The 17,979-nt window shown below is 59.5% G+C and carries 13 protein-coding genes; all 13 read right to left on the minus strand.

Annotation, left to right across the window (positions count from 1 at the left end):
• Nucleotides 1-62: 62 nt before the first annotated feature.
• A complete protein-coding gene (locus tag DWY05_RS04125; protein WP_022094877.1) occupies nucleotides 63-749 on the minus strand; it encodes an N-acetylmannosamine-6-phosphate 2-epimerase in 687 nt (228 codons plus the stop codon).
• Between the two features lie 70 nt (nucleotides 750-819).
• Complete coding sequence (locus tag DWY05_RS04130; RefSeq protein WP_022094876.1) at nucleotides 820-1,785, minus strand: ROK family protein; 966 nt, start codon at nucleotides 1,783-1,785, stop codon at nucleotides 820-822.
• 171 nt (nucleotides 1,786-1,956) lie between these two features.
• Nucleotides 1,957-2,877, minus strand: a complete 921-nt coding sequence (locus tag DWY05_RS04135; protein ID WP_035138887.1) for a dihydrodipicolinate synthase family protein — start codon at nucleotides 2,875-2,877, stop codon at nucleotides 1,957-1,959.
• A gap of 68 nt (nucleotides 2,878-2,945) precedes the next feature.
• Nucleotides 2,946-3,797: an acetylxylan esterase gene (locus DWY05_RS04140; RefSeq protein WP_117820740.1), complete on the minus strand. Its 852-nt coding sequence runs from the start codon at nucleotides 3,795-3,797 to the stop codon at nucleotides 2,946-2,948.
• Nucleotides 3,790-4,767, minus strand: a complete 978-nt coding sequence (locus DWY05_RS04145) for an acetylxylan esterase (RefSeq protein ID WP_117820741.1) — start codon at nucleotides 4,765-4,767, stop codon at nucleotides 3,790-3,792. Before DWY05_RS04145 ends, DWY05_RS04140 begins: the two co-directional genes overlap by 8 nt.
• A gap of 80 nt (nucleotides 4,768-4,847) precedes the next feature.
• A complete protein-coding gene (locus DWY05_RS04150; protein ID WP_117820742.1) occupies nucleotides 4,848-5,675 on the minus strand; it encodes an ABC transporter ATP-binding protein in 828 nt (275 codons plus the stop codon).
• Entirely contained in the window at nucleotides 5,676-7,691 is a 2,016-nt protein-coding gene (locus tag DWY05_RS04155) for a dipeptide/oligopeptide/nickel ABC transporter permease/ATP-binding protein (RefSeq protein ID WP_099431432.1), read from the minus strand.
• A gap of 3 nt (nucleotides 7,692-7,694) precedes the next feature.
• Nucleotides 7,695-8,651: an ABC transporter permease gene (locus DWY05_RS04160; protein WP_035138896.1), complete on the minus strand. Its 957-nt coding sequence runs from the start codon at nucleotides 8,649-8,651 to the stop codon at nucleotides 7,695-7,697.
• Between the two features lie 157 nt (nucleotides 8,652-8,808).
• Nucleotides 8,809-10,422, minus strand: a complete 1,614-nt coding sequence (locus DWY05_RS04165; RefSeq protein WP_035138897.1) for an ABC transporter substrate-binding protein — start codon at nucleotides 10,420-10,422, stop codon at nucleotides 8,809-8,811.
• A gap of 365 nt (nucleotides 10,423-10,787) precedes the next feature.
• On the minus strand, nucleotides 10,788-12,728 hold the full coding sequence (gene uvrC / locus DWY05_RS04170) for an excinuclease ABC subunit UvrC (RefSeq protein ID WP_370448085.1): 1,941 nt from the start codon (nucleotides 12,726-12,728) through the stop codon (nucleotides 10,788-10,790).
• A gap of 6 nt (nucleotides 12,729-12,734) precedes the next feature.
• Complete coding sequence (murJ, locus tag DWY05_RS04175) at nucleotides 12,735-14,315, minus strand: murein biosynthesis integral membrane protein MurJ (RefSeq protein WP_117759563.1); 1,581 nt, start codon at nucleotides 14,313-14,315, stop codon at nucleotides 12,735-12,737.
• A gap of 105 nt (nucleotides 14,316-14,420) precedes the next feature.
• A complete protein-coding gene (ybaK, locus tag DWY05_RS04180; protein ID WP_006236166.1) occupies nucleotides 14,421-14,921 on the minus strand; it encodes a Cys-tRNA(Pro) deacylase in 501 nt (166 codons plus the stop codon).
• 128 nt (nucleotides 14,922-15,049) lie between these two features.
• Nucleotides 15,050-17,932 (minus strand): excinuclease ABC subunit UvrA, encoded by a 2,883-nt coding sequence (uvrA, locus tag DWY05_RS04185; protein ID WP_117820744.1) that lies wholly within the window; start codon nucleotides 17,930-17,932, stop codon nucleotides 15,050-15,052.
• Nucleotides 17,933-17,979 lie beyond the last annotated feature (47 nt).

The raw sequence follows: 17,979 nt of genomic DNA on the forward strand, positions 1-17,979 counted from the left end.
GGATCCCGCGCGGTCAATTGCCTATATTGAGTATACCGCCCCGAGCGGATACGAGGCCTGTCTTACGCCTCAAGCGCAGCCTTGAACCAACTCGTAATACTCGTGGGGTGCGTGATGGCGGTGCCGACGACAACGGCCCAGGCGCCAGCATCGATCGCGGCGCGAGCCTCCTCGGGCGTATGCACGCGACCCTCGCAAATGATGGGAAGGCCGGGGAATTCCTCGGTCGCCTGACGCAGGAGCGGCAGGTCGGGGCCATCGGCCATGGTGCAGTCGATGGCGGCGACGCCGTGAGAAAGCGTGGTGGATACAAGGTCGAAGCCCATATCAACAGCACGGCGAATGTCCTCGATGGTGGCGCAATCCGCCATCAGGAGCACACCCTCCTCGTGCAGCGGGCGGAAGGTATCCTCGACCGTCTTGCCATCGGGGCGCGGACGATCGGTGGCGTCGATCGCCACGATATCGGCACCGGCAGCAACACAGGCGCGAGCGTGACGCAGCGTCGGCGTGATGTAAACGCCCTCGTGCCCATCCTTCCACAGGCCGATGACGGGAACCTCACAGCGACCCTTAATGGCGGCAATGTCGGCAAGGCCCTGGCAGCGAATGGCGGCGGCGCCGCCGAGCTCGCAAGCGCGAGACATTTGCGCCATGGTCTCGGGCGTACGAAGCGGCTCGCCCATATACGCCTGAACGCTCACGACGAGCTTGCCCTTCAGGGATTGAATCAAAGGATCGACGGTCATAAGGCTGCAACCTTTCTTAGAACAGCCTCCCGAGGCGTGTTGTCTCGGGAGGCTCCTACAGCAGATACTTTTACTTCAACGAGGCAAGAAGATGCTCAGCGGCACCGATGAGCGGAGCATCGCCCTCCAGAGAACCGATGAGGATCGGCGTGTCCTGAAGCGGATCGAGCGCCTGGCTGGCATAGCCTTCGTGCACCGAATCCTTCCACGTCTGCGAACGCCAATCGGGACCTTGGTGAATCACGCCGCCCGAAAGCACGATGACCTCAGGGTCCAGGATGTTAGCGAGCGAGCCCAAGCTGGCGCCCAGCGCAAAGCCGGCGTCATGGATGACCTCGGTCGCCTTTGCGTCGCCCGCACGGCACAGGTCGTTCACATCGCGACCGACCGAAGGACGGCTGGGGTCGACGCGGCCAAAACGCTCATCGTACATTCGACCAATGGAAGTGCCCGAAGCAACCGACTCCAGATGGCCGGAACGCCCGCAGGCGCAGGGAATGCCGGCGGCAGCCGAGCACTCGATGTGGCCCATATGGCCGGCAGCACCATGGAAGCCCTGCATCACGCGGCCGTTCTCGACATATGCGCCGCCGATGCCCGTACCGATGCCAAGACACAAGACGGAGAACTTACCCTTGCCGACGCCCCAGTGGGCCTCGCCCAGTGCATGAGCCTGCACGTCGCCTACAACGGCAACGGGAAGACCGAGGTCCTCGCGCAGACGCGGCCCCAACTGAACGCCGGACCAGCCGGGCATGATCTCGTTGGCATACGCGATGGCGCCCGTCTTGGGATCGACGACGCCGGCGGCACCGATACCGACGCCAAGGACCTCGACATCGGGATTCGCCTCGAGAGCAGCCTTGATGGACGCCTCGATACGCTGGAAGACGGCCTCGCCGCCCTCCTGGGCCTCGGTAGGAACCTCGGCCTCAAAAACGGGATGGGGCACGCTGCCGTCAGCCGGGTACTCCATGATGGCAGTCGCGATCTTAGTTCCGCCGATATCGACAGAGCAGACGTACTTGTTCTCCATGTCGCTCTCCTTAGGAGATAAAAAACAACTACAGGAAATGAAGGCGGTGTTATCGCCGCAACTTAGTAAAGGTTTCCCGGGTGCCCGAGGTTGGGGTGAAAGTGGTCGGGCGTTGACCTAATGGGTCAAGCCCGACCACTTGAGCCCCAAGATCGGGTGCCTGGGGAAGCTTTACAGGAGACCGTTGTCCTGAAGGACCTTCTTAATCGCCTCGACGTTCTCGCCGGTCATGGCCTTCACCGGGCGCGGCATGGTCGGGCTGTCGAAGATACCCATGAGGTTCATAGCGGTCTTGAAGGCGCCGACGCCACCGGCATAGCCCTGGACGCCCGAGGTGACATCCCAGATGTGCGAAATCTCATTGAGGCGATCCTGCTCGGCCTTGACGGTAGCCCAGTCACCAGCCTGAGCGGCCTTCCATTGACGCACGTAGCCCTCAGGCTCAACGTTGGCGAGGCCCGGGACGGAACCGTCGGCACCACCGAGGTAAGCGCCGTCGACAACAACCTCGTGACCGGTGAGGATGCTCATCGGATGGCCGTTCTTCTCGTTCTCCTGAACGAGGTAGCGGAACGAGATGTCATCACCCGAGGAATCCTTGACGCCGGCCAGAACGCCCTCGGCGCCGAGCTTGGCAAGGAGCTTCCAGGGGAGCTTGGTGTGGACGCACACGGGGATGTCGTAAGCAAAGATGGGCAGGTCGAGTTCCTCATGCAGGATGCGGAAGTGCTCCTCGACCTCGGTCATGCCCTGCAGGGCATAGAACGGGCAGGTGGCGACGAGGGCATCGGCGCCCAGCTCCTGAGCGACCTTACCGTGCTCGATCATGCGCTCGGTCTCGGTGTCGATGATGCCGACCAGAACGGGAACGCGGTGGTCGACGATACGAACGGCCTCGGCGATAATCTGGCGACGGCGCTCGTCGGTGGAGAAGACGACCTCGCCCGAGGATCCCAAGAAGAACAGGCCATCGACGCCGGCATCGATCATGCGGTTGATGCTGCGCTCAAAGGAGGCAACGTCGAGCTGGTGATCTTCGGTATCGGGAACAACGACGGGAGGGATAACGCCGGTGAATTTCTGAGTTGCCACAAGAATCTCCTTAGTTGTCTGGCGGGCGGCCCTATGCCACCCACTCTTGTTGGCAGTGTCCAGGCCGTCTAGGCCAAAGAACACGAGTAGAACGTTTGGTTAAAAAAGTCGACGACTTCGTTTTCGAACGCATTGATGCGCTCGTGAGCGTATTTTGCATAGATGATATGCCTCCGGTCACACTCAAGACCGTTGAATACGGCAAACTGATCCTTGGAATCGCTCACGGTATCCATAAGCGATGTGCCCATGAGCACCGATCCGCGCACCCGAGACGACAGCGCCTCGAGGCCACCGGGAATTGGATTGGCAACCGCCGTGCAGGCGAGGCCCCGCTCGTCCAGAGCAGAAACCGCCAGTGCGACTCCGCCGCCAAGACCCTCGCCCCATGCAAAGATGCGGTCGGGGTCCATGCCATCAAGATTGCGCGCCACCTTCGCCAGCGCGCAACCCCAACGGGCGCGCTCGACAAAAGCGGGCGAAGAAATCCCCCGCTGCAGATCGTCCGCACCAGCAACATCGTCATCCAGCGCGAGGACGGCATACCCCATGGCGGCAAATCTCGTCATGTGATGCCAGCCGCGCACAGGCCGATCGATGTCGTGGAACATCAGGCACAGCGGCACGCGCTCAGATACTCGGGCACGACCGACAGGCTCGATCAAACGAGCGTGAATCGCATCGTCACCGAGCTCAAAGGAGACCTCCGAGTAACGGGCGCAGGGGTTAACAAAGTCAATCGCCGTAATGGCCAGGCCTTGAATCTCAAGATTCGAAGCGCATGTCTCTAAATCAGAAACATCTGCTTGGACATCACCGTGCCAGTCCCGATATTCTGCGAGCCTTGACGAAACCGTTCCAGGAATTCCCACGAGCCCGGGGACAATCAGCTCGTCAACATTGCTCTCGCACTTAGACATGAGCCTCCCCTCCCTTGCAGAAAAACGGAATGATCAGATCGTCAAAATCCTGAATCTCCTCGTGGCCAAAGCCTTCAAAGAACTCATGACGCTTTTCGCAGGTCAGGTTGTTATAGACTGCAAACTGCGTCGCTGGCGGACAGACGATATCGGCTGTGCCAGTGCCAAACAGCACGGGGCATTTGACCATAGGGGCAAAGTTCTTGGAATCGAAGTACGCCAGCTTGGCATAGGCTTCGTCAATACGAGTCGAGTCCTCGTCAAACCAGCGAGACCAATAGCGCAGGCCCTCGTAGGCAATGTCGTCGGCATCCAAATCCCAGACCAGGCGGAAATCTGACAGGAAGGGATAGAGGATGGCGGCACGATTGATAAGCTCGCTGTTAAGTGCACAGGTCGCAATGCCCAAACCGCCACCCTGCGACGCGCCGTTCACAAACACACGCGCAAGATCAATGCCCTCGAGCTCGCGAACGATGCGGCACAGGATGCGAATATCTTGGTGCAAGCGGACATAGTAGAGGTTGGCCGGGTCGCCGTCGATACCGGCAACGATATGACCGGCAACCGTTGTGCCCTCAAATCCACCAATGTCCTCGGAGGGACCTCCTTGGCCGGGGCAGTCGAGGGCGATGAGTGCCATGCCCATGCCCGCAAACGTCGCCTGCTCAAACCAGCTGCGGCTTGCACCCGGATACCCATGGAACTGAAGTACCAATGGCACGGGCTCGTCCGAGACGGGTTTAAGGTACTTGGCATGCAGGCGCGCGCCACACATGCCGGTATACCAGAGGTCGAAAAGCTGGCAGGTCGCGGCATCGGCGACCGATGCCGTTTCGATCGCATAGTCAAGCCCGACGGCGTCGGCCTCGGCCATGCGATCCTTCCAAAAGAGATCGAAATCTGATGGACGGGGCATGGCGCCTCGATATTCATCAAATTGATGTTGTAGCTCCTGAGCACTTGGCATGGCTCGTGAACCCAACCTTTCGAAATCGCAACGGAGGTGCGCCCGGCAAGGGAACCGGGCGCACGGGAGGGAATGCGAGGCTACTCGCCGAGCTTGGGATGCAGCAGCGACGGCGCAGCGCCGAGCAGCATCTTGGTGTAGGGGTCCTGGGGGTGCTGGAAGACCTGCTTGGCCTCGCCCTGCTCGACGATCTTGCCGCCATTCATAACGATGATGTCGTCAGAGATATAGCGGACCGTCTGGATGTCATGGCTGATGAACACCATGGCCAGGCCGAGCTCCTTCTTAAGGTCGGTCAGCAGGTTCAGAATCTGTGCGCGGACTGAAACGTCCAGAGCCGAGGTGGGCTCGTCGGCGATGATGGCGTCGGGGTTCAGCGACAGGGCACGGGCAATTGCGACGCGCTGGCGCTGGCCGCCCGAAAGCTGGCCGGGAAGAACCTCGGCAGCGGAGCTGGGCAGACCGGTGAGCTCCAAGAGTTCCTTGACGCGCTCCTCCTGCTCGGCCTCGGTACCCAGGTTGTGGACGCGCATGGGGTCGAGCAGCTGCTCGCGAACGACCATGCGGGGGTTGAGCGCCGTGGCCGGGTTCTGGAACACGACCGAGATGACGCGACCCATGTGGCGACGGTCCTCGGCGGTACGTTTGGTAACGTCCTTGCCCTTAAAGTAGACCTTGCCGCTCGTGGGGGCCTGCAGGCCGCACATGACGTTGGCGGTGGTGGACTTACCGCAACCGGACTCGCCGACGATGCCGATCGTCTGACCGGGCCTGAGCTTAATCGTTACACCCTGGACGGCGTGAACCAGGTTGGGGTGCAGAATCGAGCCGGTACGGGTCCTAAAGGTGACGTGGACGTCATCAAGGAAGATGATCGGCTCGACGCCGTTGACTGCGGTCTCGCTCATCTACATCACCTCCGCGTGAGGGGTCAAACCATTTGCCTTGAGCACCTCGTCGGGGAGCTCGGAATAGAAGTGCTCGGTGCCGGGCACGCGCTTGAAGACCGGACGGGTGTCCAGGCCAATACGCGGATGGCTCGAGCGGGGCGCGAAGCGATCGCCCTTGGGGAAATCGCGCGGGCTCGGAACGGCGCCAGGCACCTGGTGCAGGCGGCCCGAACCGCTCTCGATGGACAGAACGGAACCCAGAAGACCGCGGGTGTACTCGTGAATCGGGTTGGTGAGCAGCTCCTTGGTGGGCGCCTGCTCGATAACCTGGCCAGCGTACATAACCGTGATGTTGTGGGCGACCTCGGCGACCAGCGCCAGGTCGTGCGAAACGAAGATCATGGCAAAGCCGAGTTTGGCCTGAAGATCGTTGAGCAGCTTGATGACCTGCTTCTGGACGGTAACGTCCAGAGCGGTCGTGGGCTCGTCGCAGATGACCAGCTTGGGGTCGCGGGTAAGGGCCATAGCGATCAGGACACGCTGACGCTGGCCGCCGGAAAGCTCGTGCGGATAGCTCTCGAGCGTGCGCTTGGGATCGAGGCCGACGAGCTCCAGAAGCTCCTCGGCGCTGCGGGTTCCGCCGCGCTTAGTGAGCTGCTTCATCTGGGCAGAGATGAGCATGGAGGGGTTGAGCGAGGACAGGGCGTCCTGATAGACCATAGCGATATCGGTACCGCGCAGGCCGAACCACTCCTTCTTACTCATCTTGAGCAGGTCACGGCCCTCCCAGAGGACCTCGCCGGAAAGGTGCTCGTCCTCATCGGTCAGGCCCATGATGGCCAGCGTGGTGATGGACTTACCGCAACCGGACTCGCCCACCAGGCCCATGGTCTGACCAGGACGGACGTCAAAGTTGACATGGTCGACAACGTTGATATCACCGTGATGCTCAAACTGAATGCAGAAGTCACGGACCGAGAGAATCGGTTCGACAGACTCGTCGGGCACATGGCGATCGTCACGCTTGAGCTCGACATCGCGCAGGGCGCCAAGGCGAGCGGAGAGGGACTGGGCCTGCTCCTTGTAGGCGCGAACGGGGTCGGAGACCAGCAGGTCGGCCTCGCGACGCTTGGAGGAATCGGTCGGATCCAGGGCGGCGGAGGGAGCAGCGGCCATGGCGTCGGTAATGCCCTCGGAGAGGATGTTGAGCGCCAGGCAGGTGATCATGATGGCCAGGCCCGGGAACAGCGCCTGCCACCAACGGCCGGCGAGCACGCCGCCGCGGGCGTCGGCGAGGATGTTGCCCCAGGTAGCGGTGGGCTCCTGAATACCAGCGCCGATGAAGGTCAGCGAAGCCTCGAAGATGATGGCGTCGGCGACCAGGGTAACGGTGAAGACCATGATCGGGGCGATGCAGTTACGCAGAACATGCTTGATCAAAATCCACGGAGCCTTGGCGCCGGAAACGATGACCGCGCGGACATAGTCCTCGCCGTACTCGGACACGATATTAGCGCGTACGATACGGGCAATCTGCGGAGTGTACATAAAGCCGATGGCGAAGATGATCGACGGCACGGAGTTGCCCAGGATGGAGACGAAGACGGCCGCGAGGGCGATGCCCGGGATGGACATGATGATGTCCAAGATACGCATGATCGTCTCGGAGACGGCCTTGCGCGAAACCGCTGCAAGGGCGCCCACGACCGAGCCGCAGACCAGAGCCATGGCAGTGGCGCCAAAGCCGATAATCAGCGAGTAACGACCACCGTAGAGCATACGCGACAGAATGTCGCGACCCTTATCGTCGGTACCGAAAATAAATCCGTTGCCGGGAGCCTGGCGAGCCGTAAAGATCTCGACCGGGCTATAGGGGGCAAGAAGGGGCGCCAGAATCGCAGTCAGGGCGACCAGCACCAGCACGACGGCTGCAATCTTAGAAGACAGCGTCATCTTCTTCCAGCCACCGAGCTTGAGCCCCTTAGAGGCAGCCTTCTCGAGCTGCTCGGTTTGCTTCTCTCGAATCTTTACCATAATCTACACCGTCCTGATGCGCGGGTTGATGAGCAGGTAGAGCATGTCAACCACGATGTTGATGATGATGAAGGCAAGAGCAACGACGATAACGACGCCCTGAACCAGGTTCGCCTCGTTGCCCTGAACGCCCTGCAGAATCGCGGTGCCCATGCCGGGGAGGTTGAAGATAACCTCGATGACGACGGCGCCGCCCATGAGGTAACCGATCTTAAGACCGAGGGTGGTGACCGGGGTGATCAGCGCATTGCGAAGAACGTTGATGCCGACGACGACCTTCTCGGGAACGCCGGCGCCGCGAGCCATACGGACATAATCCTTGTCGAGCTCCTCGACCATGGCGGTACGCACGATACGAGTCATCTGGCCCGTCAGCGGAAATGCCAAGGCGATAGCGGGCATGATCATACGTCCCAGATAGCCAACCGGATTCGTGGTGAAGTGAGGCAGAGCACCCGATGCCGGGAGCACCTTAAGGTAGGAAGAGAACAGCAGGATCAACAGAACGGCAAGCCAGAACGACGGGGTTGCCAAGCCGGCGATGGAAAAGACGCGGATCACTTGGTCCGGCCATTTGTCGCGATACAGTGCCGCGATGACGCCGAGCAAAAACGAAACGACCGCACCGATGGCAAGACCGATGAAGGTCAGCTGCATCGTGACGGGCAGGGCCGTGGAGATGCGCTTGGCAACGGAGTTGCGAGCAGCACCATAGGTGCCCATGTCGCCATGGATCAGATCGCCCATATAGCGCACGTAGCGCACGGGCCAGGGGTCGTCCAGACCATACTTCTCATGGTACTCGGCAACCGCCTCGGGCGAGGCACCGTCACCCAACGCCGTGTAGGCGGGGTCGGTCTTGGAGAACGACATAAGGAAGAACACCAGGACGGTGACGCCCAATGCCATGATCGGCAGCGCCACAAGACGCCTTCCAATCAAACGTAGCAAGTTGTTCACGTTCTCTCCCCTTTCTTTTGTCGGTAGGACCAACTGGTATATGAGTACGGATACTCATTACAAGACCCGAGCGACATCGTTGCCGCCCGGGTCTTTGTTTCAACTATGAGGATACGGTCCCAACGACCGACATCCTGCATACAGACTCAAGCGAGTCTTACGCCTTGACGGTCGCAACGCCCCTGAAGGACATGCTCGTCGTGCCGATGCCCTTGAAGCCATCGAGGGCCTCGCCATTGGGCGCAGTGGACGGATCGTCCCAGGAAGCGGAGACGGTCTTGACGTGGACAACGGGGTACAGAACGGCGTTGTCGGCAATGATGTCGAAGCACTCGTTCCACTTCTTCTGCTGCTCGTCGCCCTCGGCGGCAAGAGCCTCGTCCATGAGACCGTGGAGCTTCTGCCACTCAGCGGACTCCTTCCACGGGCAACGGGTCTGCATCCAGACGTTGTCGCCGTACCACCAGTTGAGCAGCAGGTCGGGGTCGGCGCCGAAGCAGGAAGGATCGCCAGGGGCAAGGAGGATATCGTAGGCTTCGCCGCCGTCGATGGCAGCGTAGGTGGCCGGCGAGGTATCGGTCTGGATGGTCACATCGAAGCCGAGAGCGTCGAGGTCGTTCTTGACCTGGGCGGCCATGCCCTTAATCTGCTCGTTGTCGGTGGTGCGCAGGGTGATGGCACCCGGGGTGATGCCAGACTCCTCGATGAGCTTCTTAGCCTTCTTGGCGTCGGTCTTGTACACCGTGGAAGCCTCATGATAGTTGGTGAAGCTCTTGGGCAGGTAGCAGCTGGCAGCGGTGGCAAGGCCGGCGAAGGTGTTGCTGACCATCTTCTCGGTGTCGAGCGCATACATGACAGCCTGACGGACCTTGACGTTGTTCCAAGGCTCCTTGGCGACGTTGAACATGATGAAACGGGTGCCGAAACCCTGAACGTTATCGATCTTGCAGCCGGCGCTCTCGAGCTGGTCGACGGCGTCAGCGGTAACGAGCTCCATAACGAGCGTGGAGCCCTCCTGCTGAGCGGTAACGCGAGCGGTGGGGTCGGTCAGGATGCTGTACTGGATCTTCTTATCCTCGGCAGCATACTCACCGTTGTACTCGGGGTTGGGAACCAGGGTAATCTCGGTATCGGAGATAGAGTCGTACATCCAGGGGCCGGAGCCGATCGGCTGCTTGGCGCGATCCTCCTCGGTCTGGGTGGCCGGGGTAACGCGGACGATGGCCAGACGATCCTTGAGCAGGGAGAAGTTGGGGACCTTGGTCTTGACCGTCACGGTGCTGGCGTCCTTGGCCTCGATGGACTCGAAGGGCTGGAAGAACGGAGCATAGGTAGCGGAAGCGGCGCAAGCGGTGTAGGAGGCAACGACATCGTCAGCGGTGACCTCGGTGCCATCGGAGAACTTGGCGCCCTTGCGGATGGTGACCTCGAAAGTGGTGTCGTCCACAGACTTGGGATCGTCGGTGGCGAGCTCGTTGAAGGTGCTGTAGTCGTGGTAATCGATGCCGTAGAGGCCCTCGACGACGTGCCAGTTAGCACCCAGGCCCACAGCGGAGCCGGTGCTGGCGGGATCGAAGCTGGACGGAGCGTAAGCGGAACCAGCGGTGATCACGCCGCCGCCACGGTTGGCGGAATCGGTGGAACCGGAAGCGGAACCCTCGTCGCTAGAGCTGCCGCCGCAGCCGGTGAGACCAAGCCCTGCGACAGCAGCGACGCTGCCGGTGAGGCCGAGGAACGAACGCCTGGACATACCCTTGTTGATGATGGCCATGTCTTCTCCTATCAATAGAGAATCTTACTCGGGAGCACCTAGACTTGCCCCCGCGCAACTTGCGGACGATATATACCTTACCTACCGACGTACCCAACTGAGGTGCCGCGCTCGGCGACCGATACATACATACGCTTGAACGGTATTTACTACCGTTCACCGAATTCATTGACAAACGATTCGTCAGACAGTATGTATCGACGAGGTGAGATATCAGTCTTCGTCAACCCGCAGGATAGCAGGGTTGTTCACCATGGCTAGTCAAACGTTTTAGCGTTAATAAAACCAGAAATCGGCTGGTAATCGCCGCGAAATAAATGATTGAAAATCGGCCAATCATGTATATCAGTTGTTTAGAAGCGCATTTAGTTTTCGGAACGGTTGGCCGATGTCTGGGCGAGCTCGGCATTCCATGCAACAAGTGCCTCGTGGACCGCTTTGGCGACATCGGCCGGAACGCCTCGAACTTCTGCAATCTCCTGCTCGCTTGCCGCACGCAAACGCTTCATCGAGCCAAAATGGCGCATAAGGGCACGTTTTCTGGTGGGTCCCACGCCTGGAACGTCATCGAGTACCGAAACCGTCATGGCTTTATCGCGCAATTCGCGATGGAACGTGATGGCAAAACGGTGCGATTCATCGCGCACCTGTTTAATTAGATAGAGCGACGCGGACCCGGTTGGAAGCACGACGGGAGTCTCGTCCCAAGGCACGAAAACCTCCTCATCGGCCTTTGCCAAGCCACAAACTGGTATATCGAGCCCAAGAGTTTCAAGTTGCTTGATCGCAGCGGTCAATTGCGGCTTACCGCCATCGACAACGAGCAAATCGGGGCGCGAGCCAAAGCGCTCGTCGGCCATGCGCTCGGGAGCATAGCGTCGTCCCAAAACCTCGGACATCGACACGAAGTCGTTTGCCTCGTCCAATTCGGCCTGAATTTTAAAACGACGGTACTGGCTCTTGTCGGCGCGCCCGTTGGTAAACACCACCATCGAGGCGACCGTAAAGGTGCCATGCAGTGTAGAGATATCGAAGCACTCGATACGCAGCGGCGGCGCCGGCAGCGCCAACGCACTTTCGAGCTCCAGGAGCGCTTGATTGGTGCGGTCGTCAGCGTACCCCGTTCGCATCATGTAGCGCATGAGGGCATGGCGCGCATTTTTGGATGCCATATCGAGCAGACGGTGCTTTTCGCCACGCTGCGGCCTATGGAGATGGCAGGAACGCTCGCGCTTGCCCGCAAGCCACTCCCCCAGCGCCTCCGCATCCTCAAGCTCGACGGAAAGGTTGACCTCAGCTGGAATATCAGCCGTCTCGTCGTAATAGCGCTTAAGAAAGCCCGATTGAAGTTCCTCTTCGTCGACATCCAAACCCTTATCGAGAATAAACTCGCAGGTTCGAACCGTTCGACCCTCACGCACGACAAAGACGCAAGCGGCGGAGATGGTCTCCTCGCGATAGAAACCGATGACATCGATATCGACACTGGAGGGAAAAACGACTTGCTGACGATCGTCCAGACCCCTGATGACCTCCAAACGACGTTTGACGCGTGCCGCGCGCTCAAAGTCGAGCGCCTCGGCGGCATCCGTCATCTCGGAGGTCAGCTCATCGACGACATCCTTGCGATGGCCCGACAAAAAGCGCTCGACACGCTTGACGTTCTTGGCATAGTCTGCCGGGGAAATCGCGCCGACACACGCACCCGGGCCGCGCCCGACATGGTAGTCAAAGCAGGGACGCCCGTTTTGCGCGCAAATCATATTGACGATGTCTTCCTCGCCCTTGTGGGACTCGACGATACGACGACAACGACGCCACTCCGCACAGGATGCGGAGCAGATGGGGATAACCTTGCGCAGCGTATCTATCGTCTCACGTGCCGCACGGCTATCGGTATAGGGTCCAAAATAGCGCGTTCCCGGCTTATGACGCTCACGCGTATATTTGATAGCGGGATACAGGTCGCCCTTTGTAATGGCGATAAAGGGGTAGCTCTTGTCATCCTTGAGGTCGACGTTAAAGTACGGATGGTACTGACCAATCAAATTGCGCTCGAGCACCAACGCCTCATGCTCGGTCTCCACCACGATATAGTCAAAGCTCGCCACCAGCTGCATCATCAGCGGGATCTTTTGACGCTCATCCTGCAGTGTCACGTATTGACGCATACGGGCGCGTAGGTTTTTCGCCTTGCCCACGTAGATGACATCGCCCTTGGCATCCTTCCAAAGGTAGCATCCGGGCTGTGTGGGAACGCGCGAAACCTGCTCGGCAAGCGTTGGAATGTTGTCGTGACCGGCCACGCGCACCTACTTACGACGAAGCAGCGCCGAGACCTCGGGCATCTTAAGGACGACGGCAAGGCCAAAGGTAACAGCAAGCGAGACGACACCCGCAACGCAAACATAGCCAAGAGTAATCAGAATCGAGCCGCCAAGTGCCCCGACAAAGTGCTCAAGCGCCCACATGACGCCGGCGCCTGCGGCAGCACCCAGGCCACCGAGCAAAAGGCCAAAGAAACCGCCATGCAGGATAGATTTGACCTGAAGGCCACGCAGACGACGACGCAGCCACCACAGCGAACAACCGACCAAGATCACGTAGTCGACGACATACGAAAGCGCGATTGCCGGCATGCCGAAGCCCAGCACAACGCCAAACAGCAGAACCGAGCCGGCCTGGCCGATGGCAGAATACAGGCAATAGCGGCTATAGGGCTTCATGTCGAGCAAGGCAGAGAAGCTCTTCTGCATCAACACGACCACGCCGTAGAGCGGCAGCGAGAACGCCAGGTAGACAAGGAACTCGGACACCAGCGCCACGCCGGATTCATCGAACTTGCCGGCACAGTAAATCATGTTGAGCGGACGCGCGAAGACAATCAGGTACAGCGCGAACGGAATCAGGAAGAACAGCATCTGGGCGACGCCACGCGAAATGCCCGTGCGAACGCTGTCGTAATCCTTCTCCTGTGCGTCGTGAGAGAGCTCAGTATAGAGCGCCGTCGAAAGCGAGGCGGCAATCAGCGCGTAGGGTAGCGTGTACCACAGGCGCGCATAGGCGATGACGGAAGGGCCAGTCTCGGGCTGGACCACCAGCGCGGCAGCGTTGGTGATAGAAGTCGAGACAAACATGCACACCGTGGCGAGCAGCGTCGGGATACCGAGCGCAATCGTCTGGCGCAGCGCGGGGTCCTTAAAGTCGATATGGATATGGGGATGCACGCCGTGCTTGCCAAGCGCGGGGATCTGACATGCCATCTGAACAAAGACACCGAGGGTCGTACCGGCCGCAATCAAGATGATGCCGGCACGTTCACCAAACTGTGCGGACACAGGCGCAAAACCCATAAAGCTCGCAATGACGATCACATTGTTGAGGACCGGGGCAAACGTCGACCAGAAGTAGTCGCGGTGTGCGTTGAGAACGCCCGAAAACACCGAGCCCAAACCATAAAACAGAATCTGGATGGCAAAGAAACGGAACATGAACGCAGCGGTATCCATGCTGCCGCCGTCACCCGAAAGGAACGATTGCGTCCAGATAAAGCCCGGGGCGAACACGGTCCCCAGCAACGAAATGCCACCCAGCACCAAAAGCAGAATGCCGAGCAGGTTGCCCACGTACTCGTTCGAGGCCTCGCGACCCTGCTCACGCCTCACGCCCATGTACACGGGCAAAAACGCCGTCACGAGCATGCCACCCATCACGAGTTCGTAGAGCATATTGGGCAGGTTGTTGGCGACCTGATAGGAGGACGAGAGCAGCGACATGCCGATAGCGGCCGCCATTGCCCACGTGCGGATAAAACCGGTGACGCGAGACACGATAGTCAGGATGGTCATAAGCCCGGCGGAACGACCAACCGTGGAGTAGTCCGACGAACCCATGTCGTCAGTGTCATCTCGCGACGAAGAAGCTTCGGATGAGGGTGTCTGAGGCGCAGATTCTTTTGCAAAATGAGCTCCGCGCTTCAATTCTTCCTGCGGCATCGCTCAGTCCTCTCTCGTAATCGCGGCAACCGTCGCCCCGCAAAATGCAATTAAATCATCGGGTGCAAGCTCGAGCTGATAACCACGCTTGCCTCCTGAAATAAAAATGGTATCCCAAAGGACACACGTCTCATCAATGAGCGTCCGGTAGCGTTTTTTCATACCGACCGGGCTGCAGCCGCCGCGAACGTAGCCAGTCGCCGCAAGCAAATCCTTCACATGCATCATGGCCAAGGACTTCTCCCCCGCGGCACGCGCGGCGGACTTTAGATCGAGCTCGTCGGCAACAGGGATACAGCACACGACATAGTCGTTGGACGGTGTCACGCAGACCAAAGTCTTAAATCCTTGACCGGGCTCCTCGCCAAGCTGCTCCGAAATCGCGACCCCCAGGCCCACCGACTCATCGCCATCGTCTTCGTACGTATGTAGAACATAGGAAATGCCGGCGCTTTCCAGCTCGCGCATCGCATTGGTTTTTGGCGTCTTTACAGCCTTTGCCATGACATATCCTTTCCCTCGCATTCGGACGCGAGGATTAAGTATATGTCCAATTCGGCTGCATACGTCACTTCGACACAGCAGGCGCCATCGAATCACAAGGAGTCGATGGCGCCCATAAACTGAATCGCCTATTTATTGAGCATCAAGTGAGCCTGACGCTCCCGGTCGCGCCTGAGCAACGGCGCCAAAAACTTGCCCGTATAACTCTGCGGACAGTCCGCAACCTGCTCCGGTGTGCCCGAAACCACGACGGTTCCGCCGCCGTTACCGCCCTCGGGACCCATATCGATCAGGCGGTCGGCAACCTTGATGACATCAAGGTTGTGTTCAATCACCAGCACCGTGTTGCCCGCATCGACCAAGCGCTGCAGCACATCGAGCAGCTGGCGGACGTCCTCAAAATGAAGGCCGGTCGTCGGCTCGTCCAAAATATAGAACGTCTTGCCCGTCTGGCGTCGATGAAGCTCCTTGGCGAGCTTCACACGCTGCGCCTCGCCGCCCGAAAGCGTCGTGGCGGGCTGGCCCAGGCTCACGTAGCCCAAGCCCACATCGTACAGCGTCTGGAGCTTTCGCTTGATCTGCGGGATATTCCCAAAGAAAGCCAGTGCCTCGGCCACGCTCATGTCAAGTACGTCCGAGATAGTCTTGCCACGGTAGGTGACCTCGAGTGTCTCGCGGTTGTAGCGTTTACCGCCGCAAACTTCGCAGGGAACGTAGATATCGGGAAGGAAGTGCATCTCGATCTTGATCTGTCCGTCGCCCTTGCACGCCTCACAGCGCCCGCCACTCACATTAAAGGAGAAACGACCCGGCGAGTAGCCGCGCGCCTTCGACTCCGGCGTACTCGCAAACAGCGCGCGAAGATCATCCCACAGGCCGATATAGGTAGCAGGGTTGGAACGCGGCGTGCGGCCAATCGGCGACTGGTCGATATCGATAACCTTATCGATACACTCGATGCCCTCGATTTTCTTATACGGACCCACAGGGCGCGTCGAACGGTGAATGGCATTCGTAAGGGCAGGCGCAATGGTATCGGTAACCAGGGAGCTCTTGCCCGATCCCGACACGCCGGTAACAACCGTAAGCGTACCAAACTCGATCTTGGCAGTAACGTTTTTGAGGTTGTTGGCTCGAGCGCCCGTAATTTTAAGGCAGCCGCGACCGGGCTTGCGCCGTTCATCAGGCACCCGAATCATTCGTTTGCCGGTCAGATAAGCGCCCGTCATCGACTCAGGACACGCCATGATATCGGCAGGCGTTCCCGCCGCGACTACGTGTCCGCCGTTGACGCCGGCGCCGGGCCCCATGTCGATCACGTAATCGGCGGCACGGATTGTATCCTCGTCGTGTTCGACAACGATAACGGTATTGCCGATATCGCGCAGGCGCTCGAGCGTCTTGATCAAGCGCTCGTTGTCACGCTGATGAAGACCGATCGAGGGCTCGTCCAGAATATAGAGCACGCCCATGAGACCCGCGCCGATCTGCGTTGCCAGGCGAATACGCTGCGCCTCGCCACCAGAAAGCGTCGCCGAGGCACGATCGAGCGTCAGATAGTCGAGTCCAACATCGACCAGAAAACGCAAGCGCTCCAGGATTTCCTTGACGATGCGCCCGCCGATAAACTGTTGGCGCTCGGTGAGCTCCAGGCCCTCAAAAAACTCGAGCGACTCACGGCACGACAGGCAACAAACCTCGTAAATGGACTTGCCGCCCACGGTGACGGCGAGCATCTCAGGGCGCAAACGAGCGCCGTGGCAGCTCGAGCACGGTTCCTCGCGAATGTACTTCTCCAAGCGCGCCTTGGTGTTCTCGTTCGTCGTCTCGGTATAGCGTTCGTACAGGATGTTGCGAACGCCCGAAAACTTGGTATCCCACTGGCTACGGCGTCCGTCGAGTTTTTGGTAGTCAACCGAGATCTTCGTATCGCCCAGGCCATCCAAGAATGCACGACGTACGCGAGGGGGCAAGTCCTCCCACGGCGTATCGGTGCCCACCTTAAAGTGTTTACAGACCGCAGCAAAAATCTGCGGGTAGTAGTTCGAATTGCCAAACAGGCTACCAAAGACTCCGTCGGCAATGGACTTCGAGGGGTCCTCGATCAGCGCCTCGGCATCAACGGTTTTCTTAAAGCCCAGGCCGTCGCACTCAGGACATGCGCCATAGGGAGCGTTAAACGAAAAATCACGCGGCTGAAGATCGTCAATGGAGTGTCCATGCTCCGGGCACGCCAAGGCCAACGAATACTCCAGCAGCTCGCCCTCGGTCCCCTCGGGAGCATCACGATCGGGCAGCATGTACACGTTTACATTGCCGTGAGCCAGCGCGGTCGCCTGCTCAACAGACTCGGCGATACGACCCAGAGAATTTTCACGGATCACGATGCGATCGACCACGACCTCGATATCGTGCTTGAACTTCTTGTCCAGATCGATCGGATCGTCGAGCGAGCGCACTTCGCCGTCGACACGCACGCGGCTAAAGCCCTCGGCGCGAAGGTCCTCAAACAGTTTGGTGTACTCGCCTTTTCGCCCGCGCACCACCGGGGCCAGCACAAACGCGCGGCGACCCTCCCCCGCCGCCAAGACTTTGTCGGCAACCTGGTCGGTCGTCTGGCGCTCAATGACGCGGCCGCATTCGGGACAGTGCGGGGTGCCCACACGGGCGAACAGTAGGCGCAGATAGTCATAAATCTCGGTTACGGTGCCAACCGTCGAGCGAGGGTTTTTAGACGTCGTCTTTTGGTCGATCGACACCGCCGGCGAAAGGCCGTCGATTGAATCCAGGTCGGGTTTGTCCATCTGGCCCAAGAACTGGCGCGCATAGCTCGAAAGGCTCTCGACATATCGACGCTGGCCCTCGGCATAGATAGTGTCAAATGCCAGCGAACTCTTGCCCGAGCCAGAAAGACCGGTAATGACCACGAGTTGGTCGCGCGGAATGGAAACATCGATATCACGGAGGTTGTGCTCACGAGCGCCGCGAATAACGATAGAAGAATCAGACATGGAAGCTCCTTGCCTCCTATTGCATCGAATCATACTGTCGATGAGTT

Origin of the sequence: Collinsella sp. AF23-4AC (assembly GCF_003462685.1) — a bacterium.
In the GTDB taxonomy this organism is placed as follows: domain Bacteria; phylum Actinomycetota; class Coriobacteriia; order Coriobacteriales; family Coriobacteriaceae; genus Collinsella.

Excerpts from the sequence above, each read along its gene's own strand:
- DWY05_RS04125 (WP_022094877.1), bottom strand. The coding sequence starts at position 749 with ATGACCGTCGATCCTTTGATTCAATCCCTGAAGGGCAAGCTCGTCGTG.
- DWY05_RS04130 (WP_022094876.1), bottom strand. The coding sequence starts at position 1,785 with ATGGAGAACAAGTACGTCTGCTCTGTCGATATCGGCGGAACTAAGATC.
- DWY05_RS04140 (WP_117820740.1), bottom strand. The coding sequence starts at position 3,797 with ATGTCTAAGTGCGAGAGCAATGTTGACGAGCTGATTGTCCCCGGGCTC.
- DWY05_RS04145 (WP_117820741.1), bottom strand. The coding sequence starts at position 4,767 with ATGCCAAGTGCTCAGGAGCTACAACATCAATTTGATGAATATCGAGGC.
- DWY05_RS04150 (WP_117820742.1), bottom strand. The coding sequence starts at position 5,675 with ATGAGCGAGACCGCAGTCAACGGCGTCGAGCCGATCATCTTCCTTGAT.
- DWY05_RS04155 (WP_099431432.1), bottom strand. The coding sequence starts at position 7,691 with ATGGTAAAGATTCGAGAGAAGCAAACCGAGCAGCTCGAGAAGGCTGCC.
- DWY05_RS04165 (WP_035138897.1), bottom strand. The coding sequence starts at position 10,422 with ATGGCCATCATCAACAAGGGTATGTCCAGGCGTTCGTTCCTCGGCCTC.
- murJ (WP_117759563.1), bottom strand. The coding sequence starts at position 14,315 with ATGGGTTCGTCGGACTACTCCACGGTTGGTCGTTCCGCCGGGCTTATG.
- ybaK (WP_006236166.1), bottom strand. The coding sequence starts at position 14,921 with ATGGCAAAGGCTGTAAAGACGCCAAAAACCAATGCGATGCGCGAGCTG.
- uvrA (WP_117820744.1), bottom strand. The coding sequence starts at position 17,932 with ATGTCTGATTCTTCTATCGTTATTCGCGGCGCTCGTGAGCACAACCTC.